The 25,717-nt window shown below is 72.1% G+C and carries 21 protein-coding genes, 1 tRNA gene and 1 other RNA gene; 14 read left to right on the top strand and 9 right to left on the bottom strand.

Features of this window, described 5'->3' with window-relative positions; all coding sequences use genetic code 11:
- Positions 1 to 61 precede the first annotated feature (61 nt).
- Positions 62 to 2,830 (bottom strand): pyruvate dehydrogenase (acetyl-transferring), homodimeric type, encoded by a 2,769-nt coding sequence (gene aceE, locus RT054_RS04685; protein ID WP_313022334.1) that lies wholly within the window; start codon positions 2,828 to 2,830, stop codon positions 62 to 64.
- Between the two features lie 132 nt (positions 2,831 to 2,962).
- Complete coding sequence (fdhD, locus tag RT054_RS04680) at positions 2,963 to 3,766, bottom strand: formate dehydrogenase accessory sulfurtransferase FdhD (protein ID WP_313022332.1); 804 nt, start codon at positions 3,764 to 3,766, stop codon at positions 2,963 to 2,965.
- 199 nt (positions 3,767 to 3,965) lie between these two features.
- On the opposite strand from fdhD, the gene RT054_RS04675 reads away from it, so the two are divergent.
- Together RT054_RS04675 and RT054_RS04670 are read left to right on the top strand one after the other, a co-directional pair.
- Positions 3,966 to 4,388 (top strand): DUF3052 domain-containing protein, encoded by a 423-nt coding sequence (locus RT054_RS04675; protein ID WP_312720270.1) that lies wholly within the window; start codon positions 3,966 to 3,968, stop codon positions 4,386 to 4,388.
- Between the two features lie 72 nt (positions 4,389 to 4,460).
- Positions 4,461 to 4,931, top strand: coding sequence for a peroxiredoxin (locus tag RT054_RS04670; protein ID WP_313022331.1), 471 nt, complete (start codon positions 4,461 to 4,463; stop codon positions 4,929 to 4,931).
- Positions 4,932 to 4,968: 37 nt separating this feature from the next.
- On the opposite strand, the gene RT054_RS04665 is transcribed toward RT054_RS04670, so the two are convergent.
- Positions 4,969 to 5,175 (bottom strand): hypothetical protein, encoded by a 207-nt coding sequence (locus tag RT054_RS04665; RefSeq protein WP_313022329.1) that lies wholly within the window; start codon positions 5,173 to 5,175, stop codon positions 4,969 to 4,971.
- Positions 5,176 to 5,290: 115 nt separating this feature from the next.
- On the opposite strand from RT054_RS04665, the gene RT054_RS04660 reads away from it, so the two are divergent.
- From RT054_RS04660 to RT054_RS04635, 5 genes are all read left to right on the top strand, one after another.
- Positions 5,291 to 5,363 (top strand) — tRNA-Val (locus RT054_RS04660).
- A 200-nt stretch (positions 5,364 to 5,563) separates the two neighbouring features.
- Complete coding sequence (locus RT054_RS04655; protein ID WP_313022327.1) at positions 5,564 to 6,505, top strand: Nif3-like dinuclear metal center hexameric protein; 942 nt, start codon at positions 5,564 to 5,566, stop codon at positions 6,503 to 6,505.
- 92 nt (positions 6,506 to 6,597) lie between these two features.
- Positions 6,598 to 7,335 (top strand): C4-type zinc ribbon domain-containing protein, encoded by a 738-nt coding sequence (locus tag RT054_RS04650; RefSeq protein WP_313022326.1) that lies wholly within the window; start codon positions 6,598 to 6,600, stop codon positions 7,333 to 7,335.
- A complete protein-coding gene (locus tag RT054_RS04640; RefSeq protein WP_396837206.1) occupies positions 7,332 to 8,903 on the top strand; it encodes a histidine phosphatase family protein in 1,572 nt (523 codons plus the stop codon). The genes RT054_RS04650 and RT054_RS04640 overlap by 4 nt, the downstream gene beginning before the upstream one ends.
- A 136-nt stretch (positions 8,904 to 9,039) precedes the next feature.
- Positions 9,040 to 10,512, top strand: a complete 1,473-nt coding sequence (locus tag RT054_RS04635) for an RNB domain-containing ribonuclease (protein ID WP_313022325.1) — start codon at positions 9,040 to 9,042, stop codon at positions 10,510 to 10,512.
- Between the two features lie 13 nt (positions 10,513 to 10,525).
- Here RT054_RS04635 and RT054_RS04630 read toward each other — a convergent pair whose 3' ends face one another.
- Positions 10,526 to 11,272: a GDSL-type esterase/lipase family protein gene (locus RT054_RS04630; protein WP_313022324.1), complete on the bottom strand. Its 747-nt coding sequence runs from the start codon at positions 11,270 to 11,272 to the stop codon at positions 10,526 to 10,528.
- 302 nt (positions 11,273 to 11,574) lie between these two features.
- Entirely contained in the window at positions 11,575 to 12,264 is a 690-nt protein-coding gene (locus RT054_RS04625; RefSeq protein ID WP_313022323.1) for a TetR/AcrR family transcriptional regulator, read from the bottom strand.
- Between the two features lie 119 nt (positions 12,265 to 12,383).
- On the opposite strand from RT054_RS04625, the gene RT054_RS04620 reads away from it, so the two are divergent.
- Both RT054_RS04620 and RT054_RS04615 read left to right on the top strand, forming a co-directional pair.
- Positions 12,384 to 15,875 (top strand): MMPL family transporter, encoded by a 3,492-nt coding sequence (locus RT054_RS04620; RefSeq protein WP_313022322.1) that lies wholly within the window; start codon positions 12,384 to 12,386, stop codon positions 15,873 to 15,875.
- Positions 15,875 to 18,568, top strand: coding sequence for a YhgE/Pip domain-containing protein (locus RT054_RS04615; RefSeq protein WP_313022507.1), 2,694 nt, complete (start codon positions 15,875 to 15,877; stop codon positions 18,566 to 18,568). The genes RT054_RS04620 and RT054_RS04615 overlap by 1 nt, the downstream gene beginning before the upstream one ends.
- A 223-nt stretch (positions 18,569 to 18,791) precedes the next feature.
- On the opposite strand, the gene rnpB is transcribed toward RT054_RS04615, so the two are convergent.
- From rnpB to RT054_RS04595, 4 genes are all read right to left on the bottom strand, one after another.
- An RNA gene (rnpB, locus tag RT054_RS04610) (RNase P RNA component class A) lies at positions 18,792 to 19,162 on the bottom strand.
- Between the two features lie 112 nt (positions 19,163 to 19,274).
- The gene (locus RT054_RS04605; protein WP_313022321.1) at positions 19,275 to 20,453 is read right to left on the bottom strand and encodes a PQQ-dependent sugar dehydrogenase; all 1,179 of its coding nucleotides are present in this window, start codon (positions 20,451 to 20,453) and stop codon (positions 19,275 to 19,277) included.
- 9 nt (positions 20,454 to 20,462) lie between these two features.
- Positions 20,463 to 21,269 carry a DUF998 domain-containing protein gene (locus tag RT054_RS04600; RefSeq protein ID WP_313022320.1) on the bottom strand — a complete coding sequence of 269 codons (807 nt, stop codon included), beginning with the start codon at positions 21,267 to 21,269 and terminating at the stop codon, positions 20,463 to 20,465.
- A 90-nt stretch (positions 21,270 to 21,359) separates the two neighbouring features.
- Entirely contained in the window at positions 21,360 to 22,100 is a 741-nt protein-coding gene (locus RT054_RS04595; RefSeq protein WP_313022318.1) for a GAP family protein, read from the bottom strand.
- A 145-nt stretch (positions 22,101 to 22,245) separates the two neighbouring features.
- On the opposite strand from RT054_RS04595, the gene RT054_RS04590 reads away from it, so the two are divergent.
- Genes RT054_RS04590 through RT054_RS04570 form a run of 5 tightly spaced genes read left to right on the top strand, consistent with a single transcriptional unit; the run spans position 22,246 to position 25,713 of the window.
- Positions 22,246 to 22,902 (top strand): TetR family transcriptional regulator C-terminal domain-containing protein, encoded by a 657-nt coding sequence (locus RT054_RS04590; RefSeq protein WP_313022317.1) that lies wholly within the window; start codon positions 22,246 to 22,248, stop codon positions 22,900 to 22,902.
- 36 nt (positions 22,903 to 22,938) lie between these two features.
- Complete coding sequence (locus tag RT054_RS04585) at positions 22,939 to 23,277, top strand: PadR family transcriptional regulator (protein ID WP_313022316.1); 339 nt, start codon at positions 22,939 to 22,941, stop codon at positions 23,275 to 23,277.
- Positions 23,274 to 23,993, top strand: coding sequence for a hypothetical protein (locus RT054_RS04580; RefSeq protein ID WP_313022315.1), 720 nt, complete (start codon positions 23,274 to 23,276; stop codon positions 23,991 to 23,993). Before RT054_RS04585 ends, RT054_RS04580 begins: the two co-directional genes overlap by 4 nt.
- A gap of 37 nt (positions 23,994 to 24,030) precedes the next feature.
- Entirely contained in the window at positions 24,031 to 25,455 is a 1,425-nt protein-coding gene (gene fumC, locus RT054_RS04575) for a class II fumarate hydratase (RefSeq protein ID WP_313022314.1), read from the top strand.
- Between the two features lie 30 nt (positions 25,456 to 25,485).
- Positions 25,486 to 25,713, top strand: coding sequence for a Rho termination factor N-terminal domain-containing protein (locus RT054_RS04570; RefSeq protein ID WP_312722541.1), 228 nt, complete (start codon positions 25,486 to 25,488; stop codon positions 25,711 to 25,713).
- Positions 25,714 to 25,717: the final 4 nt, after the last annotated feature.

The raw sequence follows: 25,717 nt of genomic DNA, 5'->3' as shown, positions 1-25,717 counted from the left end.
AGCCTCCGATCTGCGATGTGTCGGGTCGGGCGGTGCGGGTGGTCCGATCCACCTGGTCGGGTCAGCTCTCGCCGCCCGCGTTGCCGGAGTCCCCGGCGGTGACGTCGAGCAGGCGGTACTTCTCGGCCGCCTGCGCGGGCACGGAGGCGTCGATCTCACCCCGGGCGGCGAGCATCTGCAGGGCCCGGACGACCATCGACGGACCGTCGATGTGGAAGAACCGGCGGGCGGCCTGCCGGGTGTCCGAGAAACCGAACCCGTCGGCCCCGAGGGAGGAGAAGTCACCGGGGACCCAGGGGGCGATGAAGTCCTGCAGTTCGCTCGCGTAGTCACTGGTGGCGACGACGGGGCCGGGACGGTCCTGCAGGCAGCGGGTGATGTACGGGGTGCGCTCGGGGGTCTCCGGGTGGAGGAACTTCTGCTCGTCGCAGGCGCGGGCCTCGCGCCGAAGCTCGCCCCAGCTCGTCACGCTCCACACGTCGGCGACGACGCCCCAGTCCTCCTTGAGGAGCTTCTGGGCCTCGAGTGCCCACGGCACACCCACGCCGGAGGCGAGGAGCTGGGCGCGGGGTGCGGAGTCGGCGTCGTCGAGTCCGTCGCCGTCGCCGGCGCGGAACAGGTACATGCCCCGGAGGATGCCGTCGGCGTCGACCTCGTCGGGCTCGGCCGGCTGCTGCATCGGCTCGTTGTAGACCGTGAGGTAGAAGATGACGTCCTCGGGGTCCTCCCCGAACATCCGCTCCAGGCCGGACTCGACGATGTGGGCGATCTCGAACCCGAACGCCGGGTCGTAGTGCACGACGGCGGGGTTGGTGTGGGCGAGGATCGGCGACTGGCCGTCCATGTGCTGCAGGCCCTCACCGGTGAGGGTGGTGCGGCCCGCGGTGGCGCCGATGAGGAACCCGCGGGCCATCTGGTCCGCGGCCGCCCAGATGCCGTCACCGGTGCGCTGGAAACCGAACATCGAATAGAAGACGTAGACGGGCAGCATCGGCTCGTCGTGCGTCGAATAGCTCGTCCCCGCGGCCGTGAACGCCGCGACCGAGCCGGCCTCGTTGATGCCGAGGTGGAGCATCTGCCCCTGCACCGACTCCTTGTACGCGAGCATGAGGTCCGCGTCGACCGCCGTGTAGTTCTGGCCGTGCGGGTTGTAGATCTTGCTCGTCGGGAAGAAGCTGTCCATGCCGAACGTGCGGGCCTCGTCGGGGATGATCGGCACGACGCGCTTGCCGAACTCCTTGTCGCGCATGAGGTCCTTGAGCAGCCGCACGAACGCCATCGTCGTCGCCACCTGCTGCTTGCCCGAGCCCTTCTTGAGCGAGCCGTAGGCGGAACTGTCGGGCAGGTGGATGTGCTGCTGACCCGAACGCCGCGCGGGCACGTGACCGCCGAGCTTCTCGCGACGCTCGAGCAGGTACTGGATGCGCTCGTCCTCCGGCCCGGGGTTGTAGTAGGGCGGCTGGTACGGGTCGGCCTCGAGCTGCGCGTCGTCGATCGGGATGTGGAGGGTGTCGCGCAGCGCCTTGAGGTCGGCGAGCGCGAGCTTCTTCATCTGGTGGGTCGCGTTGCGGCCCGCGAACGAGGAGCCGAGGGTGAACCCCTTGATCGTCTTGGCGAGGATGACCGTCGGCTGGCCCGTGTGGCGCATCGCCCGGTCGTAGGCGGCGTAGACCTTGCGGTAGTCGTGACCACCGCGACGGAGCTTCCACCAGATGTCGTCGTCGGTCCAGTTCTCGACGAGCTTGCGGGTGCGAGGATCGCGCCCGAAGAAGAAGTCGCGGACGTACTTGCCGTCGTTGGCCCGGAACGTCTGGTAGTCGCCGTCGGGCGTGGAGTTCATCAGGTGGACGAGGGCGCCCTGGCGGTCGGCGGCGAGGAGTTCGTCCCAGCCGCTGCCCCAGATGACCTTGATGACGTTCCAGCCGGCACCGCGGAAGAACGCCTCGAGCTCCTGGATGATCTTGCCGTTGCCGCGTACGGGGCCGTCGAGTCGCTGCAGGTTGCAGTTGACGACGAACGTGAGGTTGTCGAGCTCCTCGGTGGCCGCCCACTGAAGGGCGCCGCGGCTCTCGACCTCGTCCATCTCGCCGTCGCCGAGGAACGCCCACACGTGCTGGTCGGAGGTGTCCTTGATGCCGCGGTTGTGGAGGTACCGGTTGAACTGGGCCTGGTAGATCGCGTTGATCGGGCCGAGGCCCATCGACACCGTGGGGAACTGCCAGAAGTCCGGCATGAGCCGCGGGTGGGGGTAGCTCGGCAGCGCGAGGGGGCGGCCGTCCACGAGGTGGCTGTGCTCCTGACGGAACCCGTCCATCTGCGCCTCGGGGATGCGCCCCTCGAGGAACGCGCGGGCGTACATGCCGGGAGAGGCGTGGCCCTGGAAGAAGACGTGGTCGCCGCCGCCCGGGTGGTCCTGTCCGCGGAAGAAGTGGTTCATCCCGACCTCGTACAGCGTGGCGGCCGAGGCGTAGGTCGAGATGTGGCCACCGACGCCGATGCCGGGGCGCTGGGCGCGGTGGACGAGCACGGCGGCATTCCACCGAATGAGACGACGGAACGAGCGCTCCATGTCCTCGTCGCCCGGGAACCACGGCTCCTGCTCGATCGGGATGGTGTTGACGTAGTCGGTCGTCGTGAGCGACGGGACACCGACCTGGCGCTCCCGGGAGTGCTGGAGCAGGCTCAGCATGATGTACCGGGCACGCTGGGGGCCGTACGTCTCGATGAGGGCGTCGAGGGACTCGTGCCACTCCTGCGTCTCCTCCGGATCGATGTCCGGGAAGTTGCTCGGTAGGCCGTTGATGATCGGCCCTGCATCATCCGGTCGCACGTGGGGGTCCTTTCTGCCGCTGACGGTCGCGGTGTGAGCGACCTTCGTCACAGTCACCATAGTTGTCCCGCGGCCGTGAGCCGAGGGCAGGGGATCCGCGTCCGCGCCGGGTGCGGTCGGGATTCGCCTCCCTCAGGCGAGCCCCAGGCGTTCGGCGCCCTCGTAGACGGTGAACCGGGGCGGGCGCAGGAAGCCCACGAGGGTGAGCCCGGCACGGCGCGCGAGCTCCACGGCGAGGCTCGTGGGCGCCGAGACGGCGGCCATGACGGGGATCCCCGCGAGCACGCACTTCTGGACCAGTTCGAAACCCGCCCGGCCGCTGACGACCAGGACGTGTCCCGCACGCAGGTCCCGTCCCTCACGCGCCGCCCAACCGACGAGCTTGTCGACGGCGTTGTGGCGCCCGACGTCCTCGCGCACGCAGAGCAACTCGCCGTCGGTGGTGAACAGCGCGGCGGCGTGGACGCCCCCGGTGCGGTCGAAACCGTGTTGGTGGGCGCGCATCGTGTCGACGAGGCCGCAGAGGACCTCGGGGTCCACCCGCACGTCGCCGCCGCTCGCGCGGAGATCGGGGGTGTCGGCGTGCATGACCGCCTCGATGCTCTCGCTGCCGCAGATGCCGCAGGCACTCGAGGTGTAGTCGTGGCGCGCCGACACTCCGTCCGACAGCTCGACCCCGGGGGCGAGGGTCACGTCGACGACGTTGAACGTCGGGGAGCCGGACGCATCGACGTCGGTGCAGTGCATCATCGCCGCGACGTCCTCGGCGCGGTCGATCGCCCGTTCCGAGAGCAGCCAGCCGAGCGCGAGGTCGAAGTCGTCTCCGGGCGTGCGCATCGTCGTCGTGAGCGCGACGCCGCCCACCCGCACCTCGAGGGGTTCCTCGACGGCCACGGTGTCGGGTCGGGGGCGTACGGAGGGTGCCGTCTCGCTCATCTCGACCCGCAACGCGGGGGTCCGCCCTGTCCGTCGACCCACTGCCCTCGTCCTCGTCCAGGGGCGCGTTCGCCCACACGGCTGGGTGGAAAATCCCCTGCCCGGCGGCGGGACGTGCTTGCAGAAACGCACGTGAGCCGCTGCACTAGTGTCGAAACGGTACATCGGGACGGCCAGGCCGCCCACTTCAGAGAGGTTGATGCGCGTGGTTGGCACGTCCACGGCGGGTCCGGTTTCCAAACTGGGCTTCACCGAAGGCCAGGTGGTCCTCGAGCTCGGGTACGACGACGACGTCGACGACGAGCTTCGTTCACAGATCGAGGAGGTCGTCGGAGGACGCCTCGAGGACGAGGACTACGAGGAGGTCGTGGACGCGGTGCTCCTGTGGTGGCGCGACAACGACGGTGACCTCACCGACGCCCTCGTCGACGCCCTCGTCACCCTCGAGGACACGGGCTTCATCGTCCTGCTCACCCCCAAGGTCGGCCTGGCGGGGAACGTCGACCCCAGCGACGTGGCCGAGGCCGCCGACACCGCGGGTCTCCACGCCTCGGTGAGCGTCAACCTCACCCCGGAGTGGTCGGCCACGCGACTGGTCGCACCCAAGACCGCCCGGCGCTGACCCGGGGCCACGACCGGGCGTCATCGGGGTGACGGCGCGCGGCGCGGTGGCTTTCCTTGGCACACTGGGGCGATGACTCCGCTCTCCGTGGGTGCCGTGGCGCCGTCCTTTGCGCTGTCCAACCAGTTCAGCAAGGTCGTCACGCTCGAGGAGTTGACGGCCCATCGAGCGACCCTGCTCGTCTTCTACCCCTTCGCGTTCTCGGGGATCTGCTCCGGTGAGCTGCAGGAGATCCGCGACGACCTGGCGAGGTTCCAGAATGAGCACGTGGGCACGGTCGCGCTGAGCTGCGACCCGATGTTCACGCTGCGCGCGTGGGACGACGCCGAGGCGTTCTTCTTCCCGCTGTTGTCGGACTTCTGGCCGCACGGCGCGGTCGCCCGGGACTACGGGGTGTTCGAGGAGTCCGGCGGGTTCGCGACGCGCGGGACGTTCCTCGTCGTGCCCGACGGCACGATCGCGTGGTCGCTCGTCACCGAGCCGGGCGAGAGACGCGACTTCGCCGGGTTCCACTCGACGATGGCGTCGCTCATCGGCGCCTGAGCGGGCGGCCCGGGTCAGGGGCGTCGCAGCCTCGCGGTCACCCCGGCGTGGTCGGTGCCGGAACGTGGACGATTTCCTCGTCGGCGACGGCGAAACCGTGGGCGAGGACATGATCGATCTGGACGAACGGCGGAATCCGTGACACCTGCGGCCAGGTCGGTCGCCACGGCCACGGCGCGCGGGGGGACAGACGCCCGGCGACCGGGGAGCGCGGGTCGGCGGCGGTGGACGGCATGACCGCCACGCCAGGCTCCGATCCTCGATGGACCTTGCGCGGAACGAGCCACGCCGCGTCGCCGTCCGCGACGGGACACCGGAGATGTCACAATGGCCGGGCTCATCCGGCGTCACGGGTGGCAGGGCCTGTAGCTCAGGTGGTAGAGCACCGCGTTTACACCGCGGGTGTCGTCGGTTCGAGCCCGGCCGGGCCCACGCATCGGCCCCGGGGCACTGCGCACCCCGAACCGACGCCTCACACCGGAGCCTCCTGGTGCGAGGAGTCGGTATCCGGTGTGCAGCGCACGTCCGACCCAGGAGCGCGCGTGGGGGGCGAGAATCACCGACGGCGGCCCACCGACGCGTCGTCGGCAGGGCGGGGCGACGGGAACGAATCCACCTCAGCGGGAGGGCAGATGGCCGGCGACACACCCACAGCGACGTCCGGTGGTGAGGACCGGTCGCGGTTCACCCGCGCCGAGGACAGCGTCACGCTCGGGGCCGTCCTCGAGGTGCTCGAGCGGTTCTACCCACCGGACACGGCGCAGTCGTGGGACCGGGTCGGGCTCACGACGGGCGACCCCGAGCAGCCGATCCGGCGCATCCACTACGCGGTGGACCCCACCCTCGCGGTCGTCGAGGAGGCGCGTGACGCCGGGGCCGACCTGCTGCTCACCCATCACCCGCTGCTCCTGCGCGGGGTGCACTCCGTGGCCACGACGAGCGCGAAGGGCGCCACGGTCACGGCGCTCGTCGTCGCCGACATCGCGCTCTACTCGGCGCACACCAACGCCGACGTCGCCTGGCCCGGCGTGTGCGACGCCCTCGCCTCCGCCTGCGGTCTGGACCGCGTCGACACGCTCACGGTCGAGGAGGGCGCGGACCTCGGGCGTGTCGGTGACCTGACCGAATCGATCTCCCTCGGTGACCTCGCGCGTCGGGTCGCCTCCCGTCTGCCCGCGACCGCCGGGGGCATCCGGGTGTCCGGCCCGCCGGGGGCACCGGTGCGGCGGATCGCCGTCCTCGGTGGGGCGGGGGATTCGCTCTTCGACGCCGTCCGTTCGTGCGGAGCCGACGTCTACGTCACCTCGGACCTGCGGCACCACCCCGCCCTCGAGGCGCGCGAGGAGGCCAGGGGCGGCCCGCCGTACCTCGTCGACGGCGGTCACTACGCGACCGAGTACCTGTGGCTCGCCGACGTCTCCACCCGCCTGCGTTCGGCGCTCGCGGCACTCGGTGACGCAGGGGCGTCGATCGAGCACCACGTGAGCACGCTCGTCACCGACCCGTGGACCTTCACCGTCGGCGCCCGCGACCTCGCCGACGTCCTCGGCGACTCCGCCGCCTCCGACGTCTGAGGACCACCACTGACCGGTTCGCCGACCGGTGCGCCCGAGACCCCCCGGTCCCGACCGTCGACCTCCGCCCGCCCGACCCGAGAGGATCCACCGTGAAGGCCGATCCCAGCCTGCAACACCGCCTGCTCGATCTGCAGGAGGCCGATACGCGTGAGGCGCAGATCGCCCACCGGCTCGCGACCCTGCCGGAGCGGGCGGCTCTCGACGCGATCACCGCAGACCTCACCGCGCTCGATGCCGCGATCGCCCGCGCCCGCGCCGACGCGGAGGGCATCGGGCAGGAGCTCAGCGCGGCCGAGGGGGAGGTCGAGGCGGTGCGCACCCGGGCCGCGCGCAACCGCGCCCGGCTCGACGCCGGTCAGGGGTCGGCGAAGGACCTGCAGGCCCTCACCCAGGACCTCGAATCGCTCGCGCAGCGGCAGCACGACCTCGAAGAGGTCGAGTTGGAGGTCATGGAGCGGGCCGAACAGGCCGAAGCGGGCCTGGCCGAACTCGAGGGCGCCCGAGGGCCCCTCGTCGCCCGGCAGGACGGGGCCCTCGCAGCGACCGGGACGGCCACCGCGCAGCTCGAGGACGAACGCTCCCAGGTCGCGGCGCGCCGAGCGGGGATCGCAGCGGAGATCCCGGCCGACCTGCTCGCGCTGTACGAGAAGATCCGCGCCACGTCCGGCTCCGGCGCCGCCGCGCTCCGGCAGCGTCGGTGCGAGGGCTGCCACCTCGAACTCGGGGCGAGCGATCTCGACCGGGTCGCCCGCGCAGCCGAGGACGACGTGCTGCGGTGCGAGGAGTGCCGCCGGATCCTCGTCCGCGTGAACGAGTCCGGGCTGTGAGCGGGGTGCGTCGTCTCGTCGTCGAGGCCGACGGCGGTTCGCGCGGCAACCCCGGCGTCGCCGGCTTCGGAGCCCTCGTCCGGGAGGAGCGCCGGGTGCTCCGCGAGCTGGCCGCGCCGCTCGGGCGGGTGAGCAACAACGTCGCCGAGTACACCGGCCTCATCGTCGGTCTGCGCGCCGCCCACGAGGAGGCGGCCGGTGAGCCCGTGCGGGTCGAGGTCCGGATGGACTCCAAGCTCGTCGTCGAGCAGATGAGCGGCCGGTGGAAGATCAAGCACGCCGACATGCAGCGGCTCGCCGTGGAGGCCCGGGAGATCGTGCGGGCGATCGAGGCCGATGGCGGGTCCGTCTCCTACGAGTGGATCCCCCGCGCGCAGAACAAGGCCGCCGACGCCCTGTCGAACGAGGGCATGGACGGTCACCACGTCGACCGGGTGCCCGGGGCAGCGCCGGGCGGCGGGAGCGGTCCGGCGGTGCCGGACGGGGGGGCCGTGCCCCGTGACGAGGCCTCTGCCGTGGCCCCGCCGCCCGGCTGGCGTGACGGGATCGGTGGCCGGGCGGCGCCGTCGGAGGCCCCAGAGGCGACCGGCCCCTCGGCTGCCGCGGACGAGGTCGCTGCCCCGGTGAACGAGAACGAGGCGCGGGCCGAGGACGAGGCGGGCGTTGCGCAGGTCGACGACGCCGAGGCCGCCGCCCCGAACCGCGCGGCCGCGGCGATGCGGACCCGCGGGTCGGCGGGTCCGGCCGCTCCCGTCTACGCGACCGACCCCGGCGACGCCCCGGTCCGGAGCAGGCGCAGCGCGATCGCCCCGGCGAGCACCGCCGGCCCCGATCTGTCCCCGCCGGTCCGGATCGTCCTCGTGCGTCACGGGGTCACGGAGTACACCCGGCACGGACGTCTCGACGGCCGCGGCGGCGGCGACCCGGCCCTCACCGCCGAGGGGATCGCCCAGGCCGAGGCCGCGGGTCGGGGTGTGGCGTCGTTCCTCGGGCGGGACGGCCTCGTCCGCGTCGTCACCTCGTCGCTGCAGCGCGCCCGGCAGACGGGCGAGTACGTCGCGGCCGGGCTGGGCGTCACGGCCGAGGCGGAGGCCGACCTCGACGAGCTGTGCTTCGGGGCCTGGGAGGGGCGCACCGTCGCCGAGATCACCCGAGAGGATCCCGCGGCCCTGCAGCGTTCCCGCACGGCCGAGGACGTGCCGCCCCCCGGTGGGGAGAGCTACGCGCAACTCGCCGAGCGGGTGCTGCCGGCCGTCCGTCGCCTGGTCGACGAGGTCCGTGACGACGCCGCCGCCGTCGCGGCCTCCACGGATGCTCGCGCCGGCGGTCCTCGCTCGGGCGATGGTCGGGCCACGCGTGCCGGGATCGGGGGGCCCTCGGTCTCGCCTGCGCTCGTCCTCGTCACCCATCGAGGACCGATCGGTGTCATCCTCGCCGACGTCCTCGGGATGGATCGTCCCCACGTGTGGCGTCTGGCGTCCGCGCCGTGTTCGCTCACCTCGATCCGGTCGTGGCGGGACGGGGGAGTGGTCGTCGAGTTCGTCAACGACACCTCGCACCTCCGGTGACGCCCGCCACCCCGTCGCACCACGCCCGGTGACTCATCGCCGACATCCGCGCAGGTCGTGGGGGCATCGACGAGGTCGCCTCGCGGGACGCGACGGAACGGGAGCGCCGTGAGGGGGCGTCTCCTACCCTGGGGCCATGCCGCTCCCCAGCTACCGCCTCGCCGGTGCCGACGACCACACCGGCGCCGTCGAGAACGCCCTCGCGGCGATCCGCGCCGAGTTCGACGTGCCCGACGGCTTCCCGCCCGAGGTCGAGGCCGAGGCGCGAGAGGCGGTCGGTCGGGCGCAGGATGCGGCTGCCGCCCTGCCGGATGCGACCGACCTGCCGTTCTTCACCATCGACCCGGCGGGCAGCATGGACCTCGACCAGGCCATGCACCTCGAATCCGACGGCGACGGCCACCGGGTGCGGTACGCCATCGCGGATCTCGGCGACGTCGTGCGTCCGGGCGGGGCGATCGACACCGAGGCCCGTCGCCGTGGACAGACCCTCTACCTGCCCGACGAGACCGCACCCCTGCACCCGCGGGTCCTCAGTGAGGACGCGTGCAGCCTGCTGCCCGGGGTCGAGCGGGCCGCCTACGTGTGGGATCTGCGCCTCGACGCCGCCGGTGAGCTCCGCGAGGCGCATGTGGCCCGGCAACGGGTGCGCAGCCTCGCCCGCTACGACTATCAGCGGGTGCAGGCCCTGCTCGAGGGTGGGGGCGAGGCGGTCGACCCCCGCACCGACCCGCAGCTCCCCCTGCTCGCCCGGATCGGCGAGCTGCGTGCGGAGGCGGAACGTGCCCGCGGGGGTGCGAGCCTCGAGCTGCCCGACCAGGAGATCGAGAAGCAGGCCGACGGCACCTACCTGCTCACCTACCGCCCGCTCGTGCCGGCGGAGGTCCACAACGCCCACGTCTCCCTGCTCACGGGCATGGCCGCCGCGGACATGATGCTCGCCGGCGGTGTCGGTGTCCTCCGCACGATGCCCGCGCCGGTGGAGAAGGACCTCGACCGCTTCCGTCGCCAGGCGAGCGCCCTCGGCATCGCCTGGCCCGAGTCGATGTCCTACGGCGAGTTCCTCCGCACCCTCGACGGGGCGAACCCGACCCACCTCGCGCTCGTCCATGCCGCGACCGGTCTGTTCCGCGGCGCGGGCTACACCCCCTTCGACGGGACCCCACCGGAGCGCCCTCTCCACTCGGCCATCGCCGCGCCGTACGCGCACGTCACCGCCCCGCTGCGGCGCCTCGTGGACAGGTTCGGTCTCGCGGTCTGCGCCGCGCTCGATGCGGGCGAGGAGGTTCCCGCCTGGGTTCGTGAGGCCCTGCCGGAGCTGCCGGAGATCATGGGGGAGAGCGACCGCAAGGCGGCGGCGGTCTCCCGCGCGTGCACGAACGCCGCCGAGGCCGCCGAACTCGCCCACCGGGTGGGGGAGAGCTTCGAGGCGGTCGTCGTCGAGGACCGCGGGGAGAAGGGACTCGTCGTGCAGCTCGCCGAGCCGGCGGTCGTCGGTTCGGCGGACGGTCGGGCAGAGCTCGGTGCCCGGGTGCGGGTGATCCTTCGTGAGGCGTTGCCGCAGGAGCGGCGCGTGCGCTTCGAGGTCGCCGGGACGCCGAGGGACTGACGCCGACGACGGGTCAGTGCAGCGAGGCGAGCACCAGGTCGGCGAGCGCGGCGGCCCCGCGGGGCGTGGGGTGGAGGCCGTCCTCGACGTGGTCCGAGGTGTCTCCCGGTAGGCGCGCGAGGTACTCGAACCATCGCACGAGTTCGACCGTGCCGACCGCGGCCGCGCGTTCGAGGGCGAGACCGAGGACCGCAGAGTTCCTCATGTCGGCGGCCGGGGCGCTGGGGCGGCTCACGAACGGGGTGACCCAGAGGAGCCGCCGTCGACCCACGATCTCGCGGGCCCGGTCGACCTGCTGCTCGAGCTGCCATGGATCGAAGATGTCGTTGCTGCCGCACACGACGAGCACCGTCGGCGCGAGTCCACGCTCGGCGGACGTCCGTGCCAACGTGTCGAGGGCGGCCGGCGTGGGCCGACCGTTCCACACGTCGTAGGAGAGCGGGCGCCCCGACACGCGGGCCCGCAGGGCGGGCAGGAGACGAGCGCCGATCGAGTCGCCGAGCAGATGCACCCCGTCACCGGTGGCCGCGGCGAGGTCGGTGGCGGCGTCCGAGGCCTCGTGCCCCGAGGCCTGCCAGTGCCCGATCGCCCCCGAGCTCCGGGGCTCGTCGGGAGGGGACCCCGCGGCCGGCGGCGTCGGCGTCGGGGGGAGACCCGCCTCGTGACGTCCGGCGGGTGCGGTGGACGTCGCGGCGGCCGGGTCGGCCACCCATCGCCCCGCGAGGAAGGCCCCGGCGCCGAGGCCGCCCAGCAGCAGCACGGAGCGGCGAGACGCCTCCCCGCCCCGGGGCCTGGGCCTCGCGCGCATCGACAACCGACCCGTCCTCATCGGGGATCCCATCGACCCCGAGCACGCCGACTCAAGGACGTGGGACGCGAATCTTCACGCGCCGGAACACGATCCACGCCACGCCGAGTATCGACGTCGAGCTGAGGTCGAGGGCTGGCCACCATCATTCTCAGGTCGAGGTCTGAGCTCTGACAGCCGAGAGTGCGGTTCGCAAGACACCCGTCTCGTGCGGATCTCGGCCCGGTCTCGACTCTCAGGCCGAGGGGTTCCTCTCAGGCCGAGGGGTTCGACGCGTCGGTCGGCGTGGCCTGCGTCGCGCGAGTGAGGCTCCGGACGATGTGGGGCAGGGTGAGGCGCGCGAGGGCGAGGAGGTCGTCCTCCCCGGCGAGCATGGCGTGCTGGATCGAGCGGGAGGTGATGGCGGAGATGCACTCGGCCATCGCGTCGAGGTCGATGATCGGCTCGAGCCGGAGGTGATGGAGCCCGATGGCGAGGATGTCGGCGATCCGGGAACGGAACATGCGCTCGGCCGTGGCGGCCACGCGTGTGAAATCGGGGGTGCGCAGGGCGAGCAGCATGATCTCGGCCTGGAGGAGGAACAGACCGCGGTCCGGCTCCTGGGCGGCGAGCAATGCGTCGATCGTCGCCTCGAGGCTGTCGGCCCCGTGGATGCCCGACTCCTCGTGCATGGCCCGGAAGACGCGCTCCTGCTCGCGTTCGACGAGTGCGAGGACGATCTCGTCCTTGTCGGCGTAGTTGGAGTAGAAGGCGCCGCGGGTGAATCCGGCGGCCTCGCAGATCTCCTCGACGCTGGCCCCGTGGTAGCCCTTGGTGCCGACGACGTCGCGCGTGGCGTCGAGAAGACGCTCGCGGGTGGCCTGCCTCCGGGTGGAGACGGCCCGGTTGGTCTGCGACGATGACTCCCGCGCCGGCGCGGTGCCCGTGCCGCCGAATGCCGCCATCGGTAGGGCCTTTCTTGCGCATGAACGTCCTGCTGTCGACTTCACGATACAGGATCGTATCGAGTACAGTCGTGAATCGAATACGACCCTGTATCGAATCGCCTGCGGAGGAGCCGCCCGTGTCGACCTACCTGTTCGAGCTGGGTCAGGTCTGCTACCGGTACGCGGGCCGGGTCCTCGGTGCCTGGCTCGTGATCCTCGCGTTGCTCGGCGCCTCCGCCGGGCTCCTCGGCAAGGGCACGAGTGAGGTCTACGAGGTGCCGGGTTCCCAGGGCCAGGAGGCCCTCGACGCCCTCGAGGGCCGGTTCCCGGAGTTGAGTGGAGCCTCGGCCCAGATGGTCGTCGTGGTCCCGCCGGGTCGCACCGCGACGGACTCGGGCACGCGCGCCGACGTCAGCGCCCTCGTCTCGCGCGTCGAGAAGATCGAGGGCGTGGCCGAGGTCGCCGACCCCTATGACGAGGACGTCGAGGGTGCGCTCAGCGACGATCACCGCGCCGCCCTCGTCAACGTGCAGCTGGACGCGCAGTCCGTCGACGTCCCCCGGGAGACCCTCGACGAGTTGACCTCCTCGGTCGATCCGCTCCGTGCCAAGGGCTACACGGCGGAGGTCGGGGGGTCGGCGTTCATGGCGGCTCCGCCCGCGATCTCCGTCACCGAGGTCATCGGCCTCGGGGTCGCGTTGCTCGTCCTCTACCTCATGTTCAGGTCGATCCGCGCGGCGGGGCTCCCGGTCATCTCGGCGCTCGCCGGGGCGGGGGCCACGGGCGCGATCATCATGACGGCCACCGCCGCGGTCGCGGTGCCGGGGACCGCGCCGCTGCTCGCGCTCATGATCGGTGTCGCCGTCGGCATCGACTACGCGTTGTTCATCCTCGCCCGCCACCGCGAGCAACTGGCGACCGGCACCGACCCCGAGGAGTCCGCCGCGCTCGCGATCGCGACCGCCGGCGGGGCGGTCGTCTTCGCCGGTCTCACGGTTCTCATCGCCCTTCTCGGGCTCTCCCTCGCGGGCCTTCCGTTCCTGTCGACGATGGGTGTCGCCGCGTCCGGTGGCGTCGCCGTCGCCGTCCTCAGCTCGATCACGCTCCTGCCCGCGCTCATGGGGCTGCTCGGCGCGCGCCTCACCCCCCGGGCCGCCCGGGTCCACGGCCGTGCCGACCGCGCCGACGGCGACGGAGGGGGTGTCGCCGGTGAGGGTGACGCCGGTGTCGAGGATGACGCCGACGGCGCCGGTGGCGGTGATGACGTCGACCACGGCGTGCACCAGAGCCGGTGGGCAAATCGCTGGGTCCGCGCCGTGACGAAGGCTCCGCTCGTCACCGTCGTCGTCGTCACCGCGGCCCTCGTCGCGCTCGCCGTGCCCGCGCTCTCTCTCCGCCTCGCGCTGCCCGACAACGGTTCGATGGCGGTCACCGAGTCGCCGCGTCGGGCCTACGACCTCGTCACCGAGCACTACGGCGCGGGTGACAACGGGCCGCTGCTCATCACCGCCGACATCATCAAGTCCGAGGACCCGGTCGCGCTCATGGACGATCTCGAGAAGGAGATCGCGAAGATCCCCGGGGTCGACCGCATCGCCCTGTCGACGCCCAACCGGAACGCCGACACCGGCGTCGTCGTCGTCATCCCCACGACGGGCCCGACCGAGGCGCGCACCGCCGATCTCGTTCGCGACCTGCGCGACCGCCTCCCGGATCTCGAGAACAGGTACGACACCCACCTCGCGGTCACCGGTCACACGGCGATCCAGATCGACGTCTCCGACCGGCTCGCGCGGGCGACGGTGCCGTTCGCGCTCGTCGTCATGGGGCTCTCACTGCTGCTGCTCACGATCGTGTTCCGCTCGCTGCTCGTGCCCTTCATCGCGACGCTGGGATTCGTGCTCTCCACGAGCGCGGCCTTCGGCATCATCGCGGGCGTCTTCGAGCACGGGTGGTTCGCCGATCCCCTCGGGGTCACCCGCCTCGGACCCATCATCAGCTTCATGCCGATCATCGTCATGGGCGTGCTGTTCGGCCTCGCGATGGACTACCAGGTCTTCCTCGTCTCGCGCATGCGGGAGGCGTACGTGCGGGGCGCCTCGGCCACCGACGCGATCGTCGGCGGCTTCACCTCCTCCGGTCCCGTCGTCGCGGCCGCCGCGGCGATCATGGTCGCGGTGTTCGCCTCGTTCGTCCCGCACGCCGACGCCAACCTCAAGCCCATCGCCCTCGGCCTCGCCGTCGGCGTGTTCCTCGACGCGCTCGTCGTCCGGATGATCTTCGTGCCCGCCGCGCTTGCGTTGTGCGGCCCCCACACGTGGCGTTTCCCCGCGTTCCTCGACACGCGACTGCCCCACGTCGACGTCGAAGGAGGCGTCGTGCAGGACCACCTCGAACGCACCCGCGAGGTGCGCGAACACCCGGATCGCGTCGTGGAGGCCAGGAACGTGACGATCCGCGGCGCCCGAGGCGTCGTCGTCTCCGACCTCGACGTCGAGTTCGACGAGCCGGGCGTCTGCGTGATCCAGGGCCCGGACGGCTCCGGCAAGACCTCGATCCTGCTCATGCTCGCCGGTCGGATGAAGTTCGAGTCCGGCGTCGTCGAGGTCGCCGGGTACGTGCTTCCCGAGCAGGCGCCCGCGGTGCAGCGCCACGTCGCCCTCGCGGAGATGCCGGGCATCAACGACCTCGAGAACTCCCTCACCCTCTCGGGACACATCGCCGAGCGTCTGTCCTCCCGCACGCTCATGCCCTGGGCGCGACGCAAGGACATCGACGCGGTGATGGACCGCTTCACGGCCGCACTCGTCGCGGCCCGCCAGATCAAGGGCGCGGTCGTGCCTCGCACCCATGTCGAACCCACCTGGTACGTCGGTGACCTCAACAGCGTCGAACGCGAGCTGTTCGGGGTCGTGCTCGCGCTCACCGAGGGGCCGCGGATCCTCGCCATCGACGAGAACGGCGAACTGCGCTCCGACGCCGACCGGTGGGCCGTCGTCGCCGGTGTCGGTCACCTCGTGCGGGCCGTCCGCGAGACCGGCCACCCGTTGTCCGTCATGGCGACCCGCACCGCACCCATCACCCCCGAGAACGTCGCGAGACTCGCCGGGGTCCCGGTCGAAGAGGTGCGGATCGTCGAGGTCGGTCGTGGTCAGGTGGCGGGCGCGGGCCCGGTCGAGGACGCCCGCATGGTGCCGGCCGCCGGGGGAGGCAGGACCCGCGACGATCTCCGCGCGGACGCCGACCACGACGACGACCGCGCCGACGATGCCCGCGACGACGATGCCGGCGTCGACGACGACCGGAACGAGGGTGCCGTGTCGCGGGAGTCCGTCATGCAGCACGCCGGAGGGGAGACCGTCGACGATCGCCCCGCCGACGAGGCCATGCCGCACACCCGGCGGGGGGCGCGCACCGACGGCGAGGCGGTCCGGCCCCTGGTCCACCTGCGCGACTCCCGGGAGGCCGACGGCGGCGACCCGACGCGCACCCGCATCCTGACCGCGGTCGACGACGACGCCGACCGACACGGCGACCACCCCCTCGATCGACGCATCGATCGACCCGCCGACGGCGACGAGGCCGACCCCGACGATCTGCACCATCACTCTTCGAAGGTGATCCCGTGATGCCCTTCCTCCCCTCCCTGTCCAGCGCGGAGTTCCGACGATTCTCCGGCTCCCTGTTCAACCGCATCGTGCTCGTCGCGATCATGACCGTGCCCAGCCTCTACGGCGGTCTGCTCGTGTGGGCCAACCGCGACGTCACCACGCACCTCGACGGCATGCGGGCCGCCGTCGTCAACCACGACGAGATGGTCGAGGTCAAGGGCTCGGACGGCAAGAAGCAGCCCGTCATGGTGGGGCGACTCGTCGCGTCCAAGCTCACGACGAGCACCGATCAGCAGAACCTCGACTGGGAGCTCACCGACGACGAGAAGGCCGACGCGGGACTGAAGGACGGCACCTACTACGCCGTGCTCACCATTCCCAAGGGCTTCTCGAAGGCGGCCGTCTCGACCCAGCACGCGGACTCGGTCCATCAGGCGACGATGGACCTGCAGACCAACGACGCGGTCAGCTACCTCTCGGGCAACATCGCGGCCACGATCGGCCGCGTCGTCGCGGGGGAGGTGGGCAGCCAGCTCAGCGAGCAGTACCTCGACAACGTCTACATCGGTCTCAACACCGTCAAGGAGAACCTCACCGACGCCGGTGAGGGCGCGGGCAAGCTCGCCAAGGGGTCCAAGGACCTCTCCGGTGGCGCCTCCCAACTGGATCAGGGGACGCAGCGGCTCACGGTCGGCCTGTCCGATCTCGCGACCGGGGCCGACCGGCTCGCGTCCGGCACGGGGGACCTGTCCGGTGGTCTCGGCCAGCTCTCTGGTGGGGCGAGCACGTTGGCCACGGGTGCAGGAGCCGTCGCCAACGGCAACAAGCAGCTCGCCCAGGGGCTCTCGCAGCTCAACTCGGCCACGTCGGCGCTTCCCGACCAGGTGGGGCAGTTGTCTGCGGGCGCGACCCAGCTGGCCGACGGCAACCGTCGACTCGCCGAGGGGGCCACGGCGCTCAGCGACGGCCTCTCGCGTGCCCAGGCGCCGCTGTCGGAGCTGCCCACCCAGACCCGGGCGCTCGCCGACGGCGCGACGACGCTCGCCGACGGTGCCACCGCCCTCGGTCAGGCGGGGCAGCAGCTCGCGCCGGCCGCGGCCGAACTCACGAAGGGTGCAGCGGGCCTCGAGGCCGGTGCCGGTCCGCTCGCCGCCGGCCTGACGCGCCTCTCCGAGGGGGCGCAGACGGTGGCGACGGGCGCGAACGACGTCGCGACGGGAGCCCGGAGGGCCGCGGACGGCACCGCGCAGTACACCGGCGCCGTCTCCCAGCTCGCCCGTTCGTGTGAGCAGTCGGGCGCGGACCCGAAGTACTGTGCGCAGCTCGCCGCGGTCGCCGAGAAGGGCCCCGAGGTCGCCGAGGGATCCACGGTCGTCGCGGCGGGGGCCGAGCGGCTCGCCGGTGGGGCGGCCCCGGTCGCCCAAGGCGCGGGTCAGCTCGCGACGGGCGCCCAGGCCCTGGCCGACGGTGCGACGAAGTTCGCGGACGGCGCGACGAAGTACGCGGCGGGCGCCACCCAGGTGGCCGAGGGCGCGACCCGACTCGGTGCGGGGGCGGCGCCGCTGCGCGACGGCCTCGTCAAGCTCGCCGACGGCGTGCCCGCCCTCGCCAAGGGCATCGGCGACGCGGCGACCGGCGCCGACCGCCTCTCGACCGCGGCCGGTCAGCTCGCGACGGGCGCGGGGAAGCTCTCCGACGGTCTGGATCGGTTCGCGGCGGCCACACCCAAACTCGTGGGCGGCATCCAGAGTGCGTCGACGGCCGCCGACCAGCTCGCCGACGGGTCGGCGAAGGTCGCCGGCGGCGCGGTGGGCCTGTCCGGCGGTGCCAAGGACGCGGCCGAGGGCGCGAACAAGCTCGACGACGGCGCCCAGAAGCTCGCCAAGGGCAGTTCGGACGCGCACGACGGGGCCAAGAAGCTCAACGACGGCGCCGGCAAACTCGCCGACGGGAGCAAGGAACTCGCGAAGGGGAGCGGCGAGCTCGCCGACGGTCTGCAGAGGGGGGCCGAGAAGGCGCCCTCCTTCACCAAGGACGAGCGCAAGGACCTCAGCGAGGTCGTGGCGGACCCCGTCCACGCCGACGTGAGCCGCCTCAACGCCGTCCCCGGGTACGGGCACGGGCTCGCGCCGTACTTCATGTCGATCGGCCTCTGGGTCGGTGCGATGGGCATGTTCTTCGTCATCCGGCCGCTGCCCAAGCGCGCGATCGCCTCGACCGCGGCGTCCTGGCGGGTCGCTCTCGCGGGGTACGCGCCGCCGGCGCTGCTCGGCATCTGCCAGGCCGTGCTGCAGGTCCTCGTCGTGCGGTACTGGGTCGATCTCGACGTGGCGCACCTGCCCGCCCTGTTCGCCCTGGCGATCCTCACGTCGTTGGCGTTCGTGGCGATCAACCAGGCCCTCGTCGCGGCACTCGGCACCAAGGGGCGCTTCGTCGCCCTCATCCTCGTCGTGCTGCAGCTCTCGGCGGCGGGGGCGACGTACCCGATCCAGACCTCGCCCGGGTTCTTCCAGGCCATGCACCCCTGGTTGCCCCTCACTTACGGGGTCAACGCGTTCCGCTCCCTCATCGCGGGGGGTGGGCTGCACGTCGGGCCGGCGATCGCCTCGCTCGTCGCGTGGATCATCGTCGCAGGCACGATCACGGTGCTCTCCGCCCGCTCGCAGCGCATGTGGACCCCCCAGCGCCTCCGTCCGCACCTCGCCCTCTGAGACGCAGCGCCGCCTCGACGACGCAGCCGCCGACCCCGGCTCGGGGGACGGCGGCTGCGGCGTCGCGTCGTGGCATCGGGGTGGGTGAGGGCACGCGGACCCGTCGGCGAGAGCGGTCGAGGTCTGCGTCAGAGGTGGGGTGCCTTGCGCGATGTCGCCGGCGAAGTGGGCGGCGCGGTAGCCGGGTCACGGAGACGACACGGCAGGCCGGACGCCGGAGAAGCGGATGAGTCGGCCGATACGCCGGGTTCTGTCGTTGAGCGGCCATCCATCTAGGCCGTACGTTGCCGCACGGCTCGAGCGACCTACCCGTGTGCTCGGGCGGGCCGCCCTCATGCGCACACTGTCTGGTCTTGCTCCGGGTGGGGTTTACCGAGCCGCCCCCGTCACCGGAGGCGCTGGTGGTCTCTTACACCACCGTTTCACCCTTGCCCACGCCTGCTCCTGGTGGAGCGGTTCGTGGGCGGTCTGTTCTCTGTGGCACTGTCCCGCGGGTCACCCCGGGTGGCTGTTGGCCACCACCCTGCCCTGTGGAGCCCGGACGTTCCTCGGCGGCGATCCGAGGATCACCGACGCGACCGCCTGGCCGACTCATCCACGGACCACTCTACCGGCACCGACCTCCGCGACCGTGACGTCGGCTGCGGGAGCGCAGCTCACGGCGAGGCGCGCGGGGTGACCGAGGCGCGCGGGGTGACCGAGGCGATCAGCGCGGGGTGAGGTGAAGGAGTCGCCCGCGCGGTCCGTCCGTGAGGAGCCACAGGGTGCCGTCGAGACCCTGTTCGACCTCGCGGATGCGCTCGCCCATGTCCCACTGGTCGGCCTTGGCCGCCGACGTGCCGTCGAGGTCGACGCGGATGAGCGCCTGGCCGGAGAGCGCGCCGAGGAACGCATCGCCGGTCCACTCCGGGAAGGCCGTGCCGGTGTAGAGGAGGAGGCTGCCGGGGGAGACCGACGGGGTCCACCACACCTTCGGGGCCACGAAGGAGTCTCCGGCCGTGTGGTCGGGGATGTCCTTGCCGTCGTAGTGGGACCCGTTGGAGGCCCTGGGCCAGCCGTAGTTGCCGCCGCGCTCGACGAGGTTGAGCTCGTCGCCGCCCTTCGGTCCCATCTCGCTCGCCCACAGCCGCCCGTCGGCGTCGAAGGCGAGGCCGAGGACGTTGCGGTGGCCGTAGCTCCAGATCTCCGCCGCCTGACCCCCGCGGTCGCCGAACGGGTTGCCGTCCGCCGGGCTGCCGTCGAGGTCGAGCCGCAGGATCGAGCCGAGGTCGTTCGCGGTGTCCTGCGCGGGATCCATCTTCTGGCGGTCTCCGGAGCTCACGAATAGGTAGTCGTCATCGGGGCTCACCGCGAGGCGGTGGCTGTAGTGCCCGCGTCCCGTCGTCGGCTCCTGACGCCAGATCGGCCGAAGATCCTCCAGCCGCGGTGTTCCCTCGGTGCGTAGCCGCGCACGTCCGACCAGGGCGCCGGCTCTCCCCTCACCGGCTGCCTCGACCCAACTGAGGTAGACGGTGCCGTCCGTGGTGTAGGTGGGGCCGAGGACGATGTCGCCGAGTCCGCCCTGGCCCTCGTGCAGCACCGTCGGCGTCCCCTCGACGCGACGCTTCTCCCCGGAGGTCACCTCGACGAGAGTCAACGCGCCGCCGCGCTCGGTGACGAGGGCCTCCCCGGACGGGAGGAACGTCATCGCCCACGGCTCGTCGAAGGTCGTCACCTCCTCGACGGCGAACGGCGGCGTCGCGGCCGTCTGAGAGTCGTCGGTGCCGGTGCCGGTGTCGACACCGGTCTGGGGCGACTCAGGAGGCGGCGTGGGGTGGGGGGAGGAGGCACCGCAACCGACGAGGAGGAGGGACAGGCCGAGGGCGAGAAGCGAACGGGCCGACATGCACCAACCCTACGGAAGGGTTCCCGTGCCCGCCCGGTCGAGACTGTCCACCGAGGTCGCGGCGACGCGGGCCGGGCGCGACGTCCTCCGCAGGGTCGTCACGGCGTGGACACCGAGCCACAGGAGCGCGGGCCAGGTGGTGACGCGCTCGAACAGCCCGCCGAGGCGCATCGCCTCCATCCACAGGGTGAACCCCCCGCCCGTGACGAGGGTGACGGCGCCCACGAGGACACCGACGGCCGCCAGGCGAGGTCGGGTCCGTCGGAGCGCCACGGCGGTGAGGACGTGCGCGAGCGGCTGGGCGAGGAAGACCGGCGTCGAGGCGAGGGTGTGCAGCGCGAGATCGACGTCGACCGGGACGAGCCCGGTGAGCGCCGTGCTCACGCCCGCGACGACCCACAGCGTGACGAGAAACCCGCGCAGCCGTCCGCGGGGGAGCAACGGCGCGGTCAGCACGGCGCCCACGGCGAGAAGTACCCCGGAGACGACGAACGAGGCGTTCATCAGCGTGTGGGCCGGGGAGCAGAGGAACACCGGCCCGAGGGGGTAGGCGAGTTCGCCGCAGGACCGCACGCCGAGATCGCTGATCGTCGAGCGGAGGAGGTCGTACGGCATGGCGCCGGTCGTCCGGACGACCGCCGCCACGACGAGCTCGACGACGATCGCGGCCGGCAGGCACGCCCATGCGAGGAGGCCGAGGCGGGGCCCCGTCCGCGACCTGCCCGTGGGGCGGGTCGGGATGGGCCGCGGCGTCGAGCCGGAGTCGCGTCCGCACGAGCCGGCGTCGGCGGGGCGGGCGGGGTGGTGGGGTGTCATGGGGCCTGTGCTTCGGCATCGGGGGAGCGGGAGGGTGACGTCGGTGCGGGGACGCTCTCGGCGCGCGCCGGCGGGAGGAGGCGGGTGGACCTACCGGATGAGGCCGAGGCGGGACACGGCGTCGGCGGCGAGCAGGAATCCGACGATCCCGAGCACCCAGCCGAGGACGTCGGCGGAGTTGCGGTTCATCCAGGCACCGAGACGGGAGAGCACGGGGTCGACGGCGCGGCGGGCGAGGAGGCGCAGGGCGAGGAGCACGAGTGCGGGCGCGATCATGACGGCGACGTATCCGCCGAGAAGGGTCGCGGTCCCCGCCGGCCCCGGACGTGCGGCGGTGATGAGCCCGATCGCCCCGAGGTAGGGGAGCATCGAGGCGGCCTCGACGAGTCCTGCCCCCAGGGCGGCACCGACGACGACGCTCGCCCGGGGCGGCCGGGTGTCGTCTCCGGTGAGGGCGGCCAGCCATCGCTCGCGCCGGGTGGGGGTGGCGGGAGCGCCCGCCGGAGCGCGCCGCTCCTGCCGCCGGCGGGTGGCGGGCCCGTCGACGAGGAAGCTCACGACGAACAGGGCGACGCCGATCGCGAGTTGCGCCCAGACGACCGGTGCGCTGTCCGCGACGCCGCCGAGCGCCCTGAGCGCCGTGTCGGCGCCGAGGACGAGCGCGATGCCGAGCACCCAGTAGAAGCCGGCGAGCACCCCCAGGTAGCTGAGAAACGCCGTGACGTGGACGCGGCTTCGGACGAGCAGGGCGACGGGGATGCCGAGGGTCCCGAAGCTCGTGCTGTCGACGAGGGCGAGGCCGGCGAGTGGCAGGAGGTGGAGGCCGGTCATCGGTGACGCCGCGTCCGTGAGGCGGGCGAGGGGTCGTCACTCCGGCTCGGCGTCCGACCCGCACTTGTTTTCACACAGGTGTGCTGAAACATGACGCCACGATGGCACCGATCTTTTCATGATGCAAGTGTGCGATTATGCCGATGTGCCGAAGATCGTCGACCATGCCGCCCGCCGCGAGGAACTCGCCCGCGCCGTGTGGCGACTGGTCGGGCGGGAGGGGATCGAGGCGGCGACGGTGCGGGGGGTCGCCGCGGAGTCGGGATGGTCGATGGGTGCCGTCCGGCACTATTTCGCGACCCACCGCGACCTGCTCGCCTTCGCCGGGGAGGTCATGGCCCAGCGCGTCGCCGATCGCGTGCTCGCCCTGTACGCCGAGGCCGACCCGCATGAGGGTGGCGCCTCGGATCGACGCTTCGAGCGGGGCTGCACGGCCTTGGAGCAGCTCCTTCCTCTCGACGAGGGGCGGCGGGTGGAGCTCGTCGTGTGGCTGGCCTACATGACCCGCGCGCGCACCGATCACCACCTCGACCGGTTGAGGCAGGACGGGTGGGTGGGGGAGCGGTTCATCTGCCGGACGGCGGTCGCCGACGCCCGCGGGCTACCGCTGCCGACCTCGGTCGAGGCCCGGCTCGATGCGGCGGGGGAGGCGCTGGTCGACCGCCTCCAGATCGGCCTCGACGGCCTGTCGCTCCTCTCGGCGACCTACCCCGAACGCTGGCCGGCGACGGAGGTGCGAGCCGCCGCCCGCCGTCTCCTCATGGAGACGCGCCCCGACCCCATCTCGGAATGTGGGGGATAGGTTGCGTGGCTATCTAGATAGGCATACTGTTCTCTCATGGCCGCACAGACCTGGCCCGGGGACTGGCTCCGGGGACCGCTCACCCTCGCGGTGATGCGGATTCTCGACGACGGGCCCACCTACGGCTACGCCATCGCCACCCGACTCGAGGAGAGCGGCTTCGGCACGATCAAGGGCGGCACCCTCTACCCCCTGCTCGGTCGGCTCGAGGTGGCGGGACACGTCGTCACGCGGTGGGAGCAGGGCGAGAGCGGGCCGGGCCGCAAGTACTTCGAACTCACGCCCGAAGGGCGTCTCGATCTGACCGAGAAGGCCGCACTCTGGCGCGAGTTCGCCCGCCACACGGCCGCGTTCATCGGAGGCACGTGCTCATGACCCTCTCCCAGCACAAGCGGTGGTTCGACGACATGGTCCTCGAACTGCGTCTGCGGGACATCGACGGCGCCGCGATCGGCGACGCGGTCGCTGCCGCCCGGGCCCACTGCGAGGACAGCGGCGAGACACCGACCCAGGCATTCGGCGACCCCCGTGAGTACGCCCGATCGTTGCCGTTCGGCGAGGGCCGGCAGGTCGACACCCCGGCGGGGGAGTGGGCCCGCGTGCTGGCCCCCGTCGCCGCCGGTCTCATCGGGTTCTCCCTGATGACCGGGGCCGTGCCCGCGGTCGTCCAGGGGCGGGACGTCGATGTCGTGTGGGGCGGGCTCGCCTCGGCGGCGGTGCTCATCGGGGCGACACTGCTCGCGATGCGCCACCTGCGCACCCTGCTGGAGAAGCCGGTGCGCGGTCTCCTCCTCGTCGGCGCACTCTTCGTCGTCCTCGTGCTGCTGCCCGTCCTGTGGTCGACGCCCGCCTTCGCCATGTCCCCCCTCGCGGCCGCGATCACCGGCGCCGTGGCGCTCGGCCTCTCGGTCGTCCTCGGCCGCCGGGCCCGCGATCTCGCCGACCCCGTCGTCGACCCGGTGACCGGGGCCGACCGGTACCCCTCCCGATTCGGCTTTCTTGCGAGGGCGTTCACCGGCGAGTGGATGTTCGTCACCCTCACCGTGCTCATCGGTGCGCTGCTCTGGGGTCTCGCGGTCCTCGTCCCCTGAGCGCGCCCGGCGTCGGGGCACTCCCTAGGCTGACGACATGGGTATGCGACGTGAGACCGACAGCATGGGCGCCCTCGAGGTGCCTGCCGACCGCTACTGGGGCGCGCAGACGCAGCGCAGCATCGGGAACTTCCCCATCGGCCGGGACACCTTCGTGTGGGGACGCTCGATGATCAGGGCGCTCGGCCACCTCAAGCTCGGCGCCGCCCGCGCCAACCGGGAACTCGGCGAGCTCGGCGCTCTCGACGACTCCGCGCTCGACGCGTTGGAGCAGGCCGCGCGCGAGGTCATCGACGGCGACCTCGACGAGCACTTCCCCCTCGTGGTCTTCCAGACCGGCAGCGGTACGCAGTCCAACATGAACAGCAACGAGGTCATCTCCAACCGCGCCATCGAGATCCTCGGCGGCGAGATGGGCAGCAAGTCCCCGGTCCACCCCAACGACCACGTCAACCGCGGTCAGAGCAGCAACGACACGTTCCCGACCGCGATGCACGTCGCGGTCGTCCTCGACCTCCACGAGTACCTGTACGACCAGGTCACGCGGCTGCGCGACGTCCTCGCCGCCAAGAGCGAGGAGTACGCCGACGTCGTCAAGGTCGGGCGCACCCACCTCCAGGATGCCACCCCGATCACCCTCGGCCAGGAGATCGGCGGCTGGGTCGCGCAGATCGACGCCGCCCTCGCCGGCGTCCGGCACGCGGAGGACGGCGTGCTCGACCTCGCCATCGGCGGCACCGCCGTGGGCACCGGGCTCAACGCCCACCCCCGGTTCGGCGAGCGGGCCGCGGCGATGATCGCCGAGCAGACGGGCCACGAGTTCCGCCAGGCGGGAAACCTCTTCGCCGCGCTGTCGGCGCACGACGCGCTCGTCGCCCAGAGTTCGGCCCTCCGCGGGCTCGCGATGGTGCTGATGAAGGTCGCGAACGACGTGCGGTGGCTCGCCTCGGGCCCCCGCAACGGCATCGGCGAGATCCGCATCCCGGAGAACGAGCCGGGCAGCTCGATCATGCCGGGCAAGGTCAACCCGACCCAGTGCGAGGCGATGACGATGGTCGCGACCCGGGTGTTCGGCAACGACGCGACGGTCGGGTTCGCCGGGAGCCAGGGCAACTTCCAGCTCAACGTCTACAAGCCGGTCATGGCGCACGCGGTGCTCGAGAGCATCCGCCTGCTCGGCGACGCGTGCGCGGCGTTCACCGACCACTGCGCCGTCGGCATCGAGCCGAACACGGAGCGCATCGAGGACAATCTCGCCCGCAACCTCATGCAGGTCACCGCGCTCAACCCGCACATCGGGTACGACAAGGCCGCCCAGATCGCCAAGAAGGCGCACAAGGAGGGCACGACGCTCAAGGAGGCCGCGATGGACCTGGGATTCCTCACCGAGGAGGAGTTCGACGCCTGGGTCGTCCCGCTCGACATGACCCACCCCCGCACCGTCGACGCCGCGGAGGGCTGACCCGTGGCCGACTCGATCAAGGACCCCGAGATGTACGAGGCGCTCCGCGAGGAGGGCAACTCCAAGGCCAAGGCGGCGGCGATCTCCAACGCGGCGGCGAACTCCTCCCGCGAGGAGGTCGCCCGCAAGGGCGGCGAGTCCGGGGCGTACGAGGACTGGACCGTCGATGACCTGCGGAAACGCGCCGCCGAGCTCGAGATCGACGGGCGCTCGAGCATGACCAAGGACGAGCTGATCGAGGTTCTGCGCGAGCACTGACCCG

This window comes from Mobilicoccus sp., assembly GCF_032060985.1.
Taxonomy (GTDB): Bacteria; Actinomycetota; Actinomycetes; order Actinomycetales; family Dermatophilaceae; genus Mobilicoccus.
This window is presented reverse-complemented; position numbering and strand designations above follow the sequence as displayed.

Bases quoted from the DNA above. Each gene is read 5' to 3' on its own strand.
- RT054_RS04580 (WP_313022315.1), top strand. From the start codon at position 23,274: ATGACCCTCTCCCAGCACAAGCGGTGGTTCGACGACATGGTCCTCGAA.
- RT054_RS04670 (WP_313022331.1), top strand. From the start codon at position 4,461: ATGACTCCGCTCTCCGTGGGTGCCGTGGCGCCGTCCTTTGCGCTGTCC.
- RT054_RS04675 (WP_312720270.1), top strand. From the start codon at position 3,966: ATGCGCGTGGTTGGCACGTCCACGGCGGGTCCGGTTTCCAAACTGGGC.
- RT054_RS04600 (WP_313022320.1), bottom strand. From the start codon at position 21,269: ATGACACCCCACCACCCCGCCCGCCCCGCCGACGCCGGCTCGTGCGGA.
- RT054_RS04605 (WP_313022321.1), bottom strand. From the start codon at position 20,453: ATGTCGGCCCGTTCGCTTCTCGCCCTCGGCCTGTCCCTCCTCCTCGTC.
- RT054_RS04655 (WP_313022327.1), top strand. From the start codon at position 5,564: ATGGCCGGCGACACACCCACAGCGACGTCCGGTGGTGAGGACCGGTCG.
- RT054_RS04585 (WP_313022316.1), top strand. From the start codon at position 22,939: ATGGCCGCACAGACCTGGCCCGGGGACTGGCTCCGGGGACCGCTCACC.
- RT054_RS04595 (WP_313022318.1), bottom strand. From the start codon at position 22,100: ATGACCGGCCTCCACCTCCTGCCACTCGCCGGCCTCGCCCTCGTCGAC.
- RT054_RS04570 (WP_312722541.1), top strand. From the start codon at position 25,486: ATGTACGAGGCGCTCCGCGAGGAGGGCAACTCCAAGGCCAAGGCGGCG.
- RT054_RS04615 (WP_313022507.1), top strand. From the start codon at position 15,875: ATGCCCTTCCTCCCCTCCCTGTCCAGCGCGGAGTTCCGACGATTCTCC.
- RT054_RS04635 (WP_313022325.1), top strand. From the start codon at position 9,040: ATGCCGCTCCCCAGCTACCGCCTCGCCGGTGCCGACGACCACACCGGC.
- fdhD (WP_313022332.1), bottom strand. From the start codon at position 3,766: ATGAGCGAGACGGCACCCTCCGTACGCCCCCGACCCGACACCGTGGCC.
- fumC (WP_313022314.1), top strand. From the start codon at position 24,031: ATGGGTATGCGACGTGAGACCGACAGCATGGGCGCCCTCGAGGTGCCT.
- RT054_RS04625 (WP_313022323.1), bottom strand. From the start codon at position 12,264: ATGGCGGCATTCGGCGGCACGGGCACCGCGCCGGCGCGGGAGTCATCG.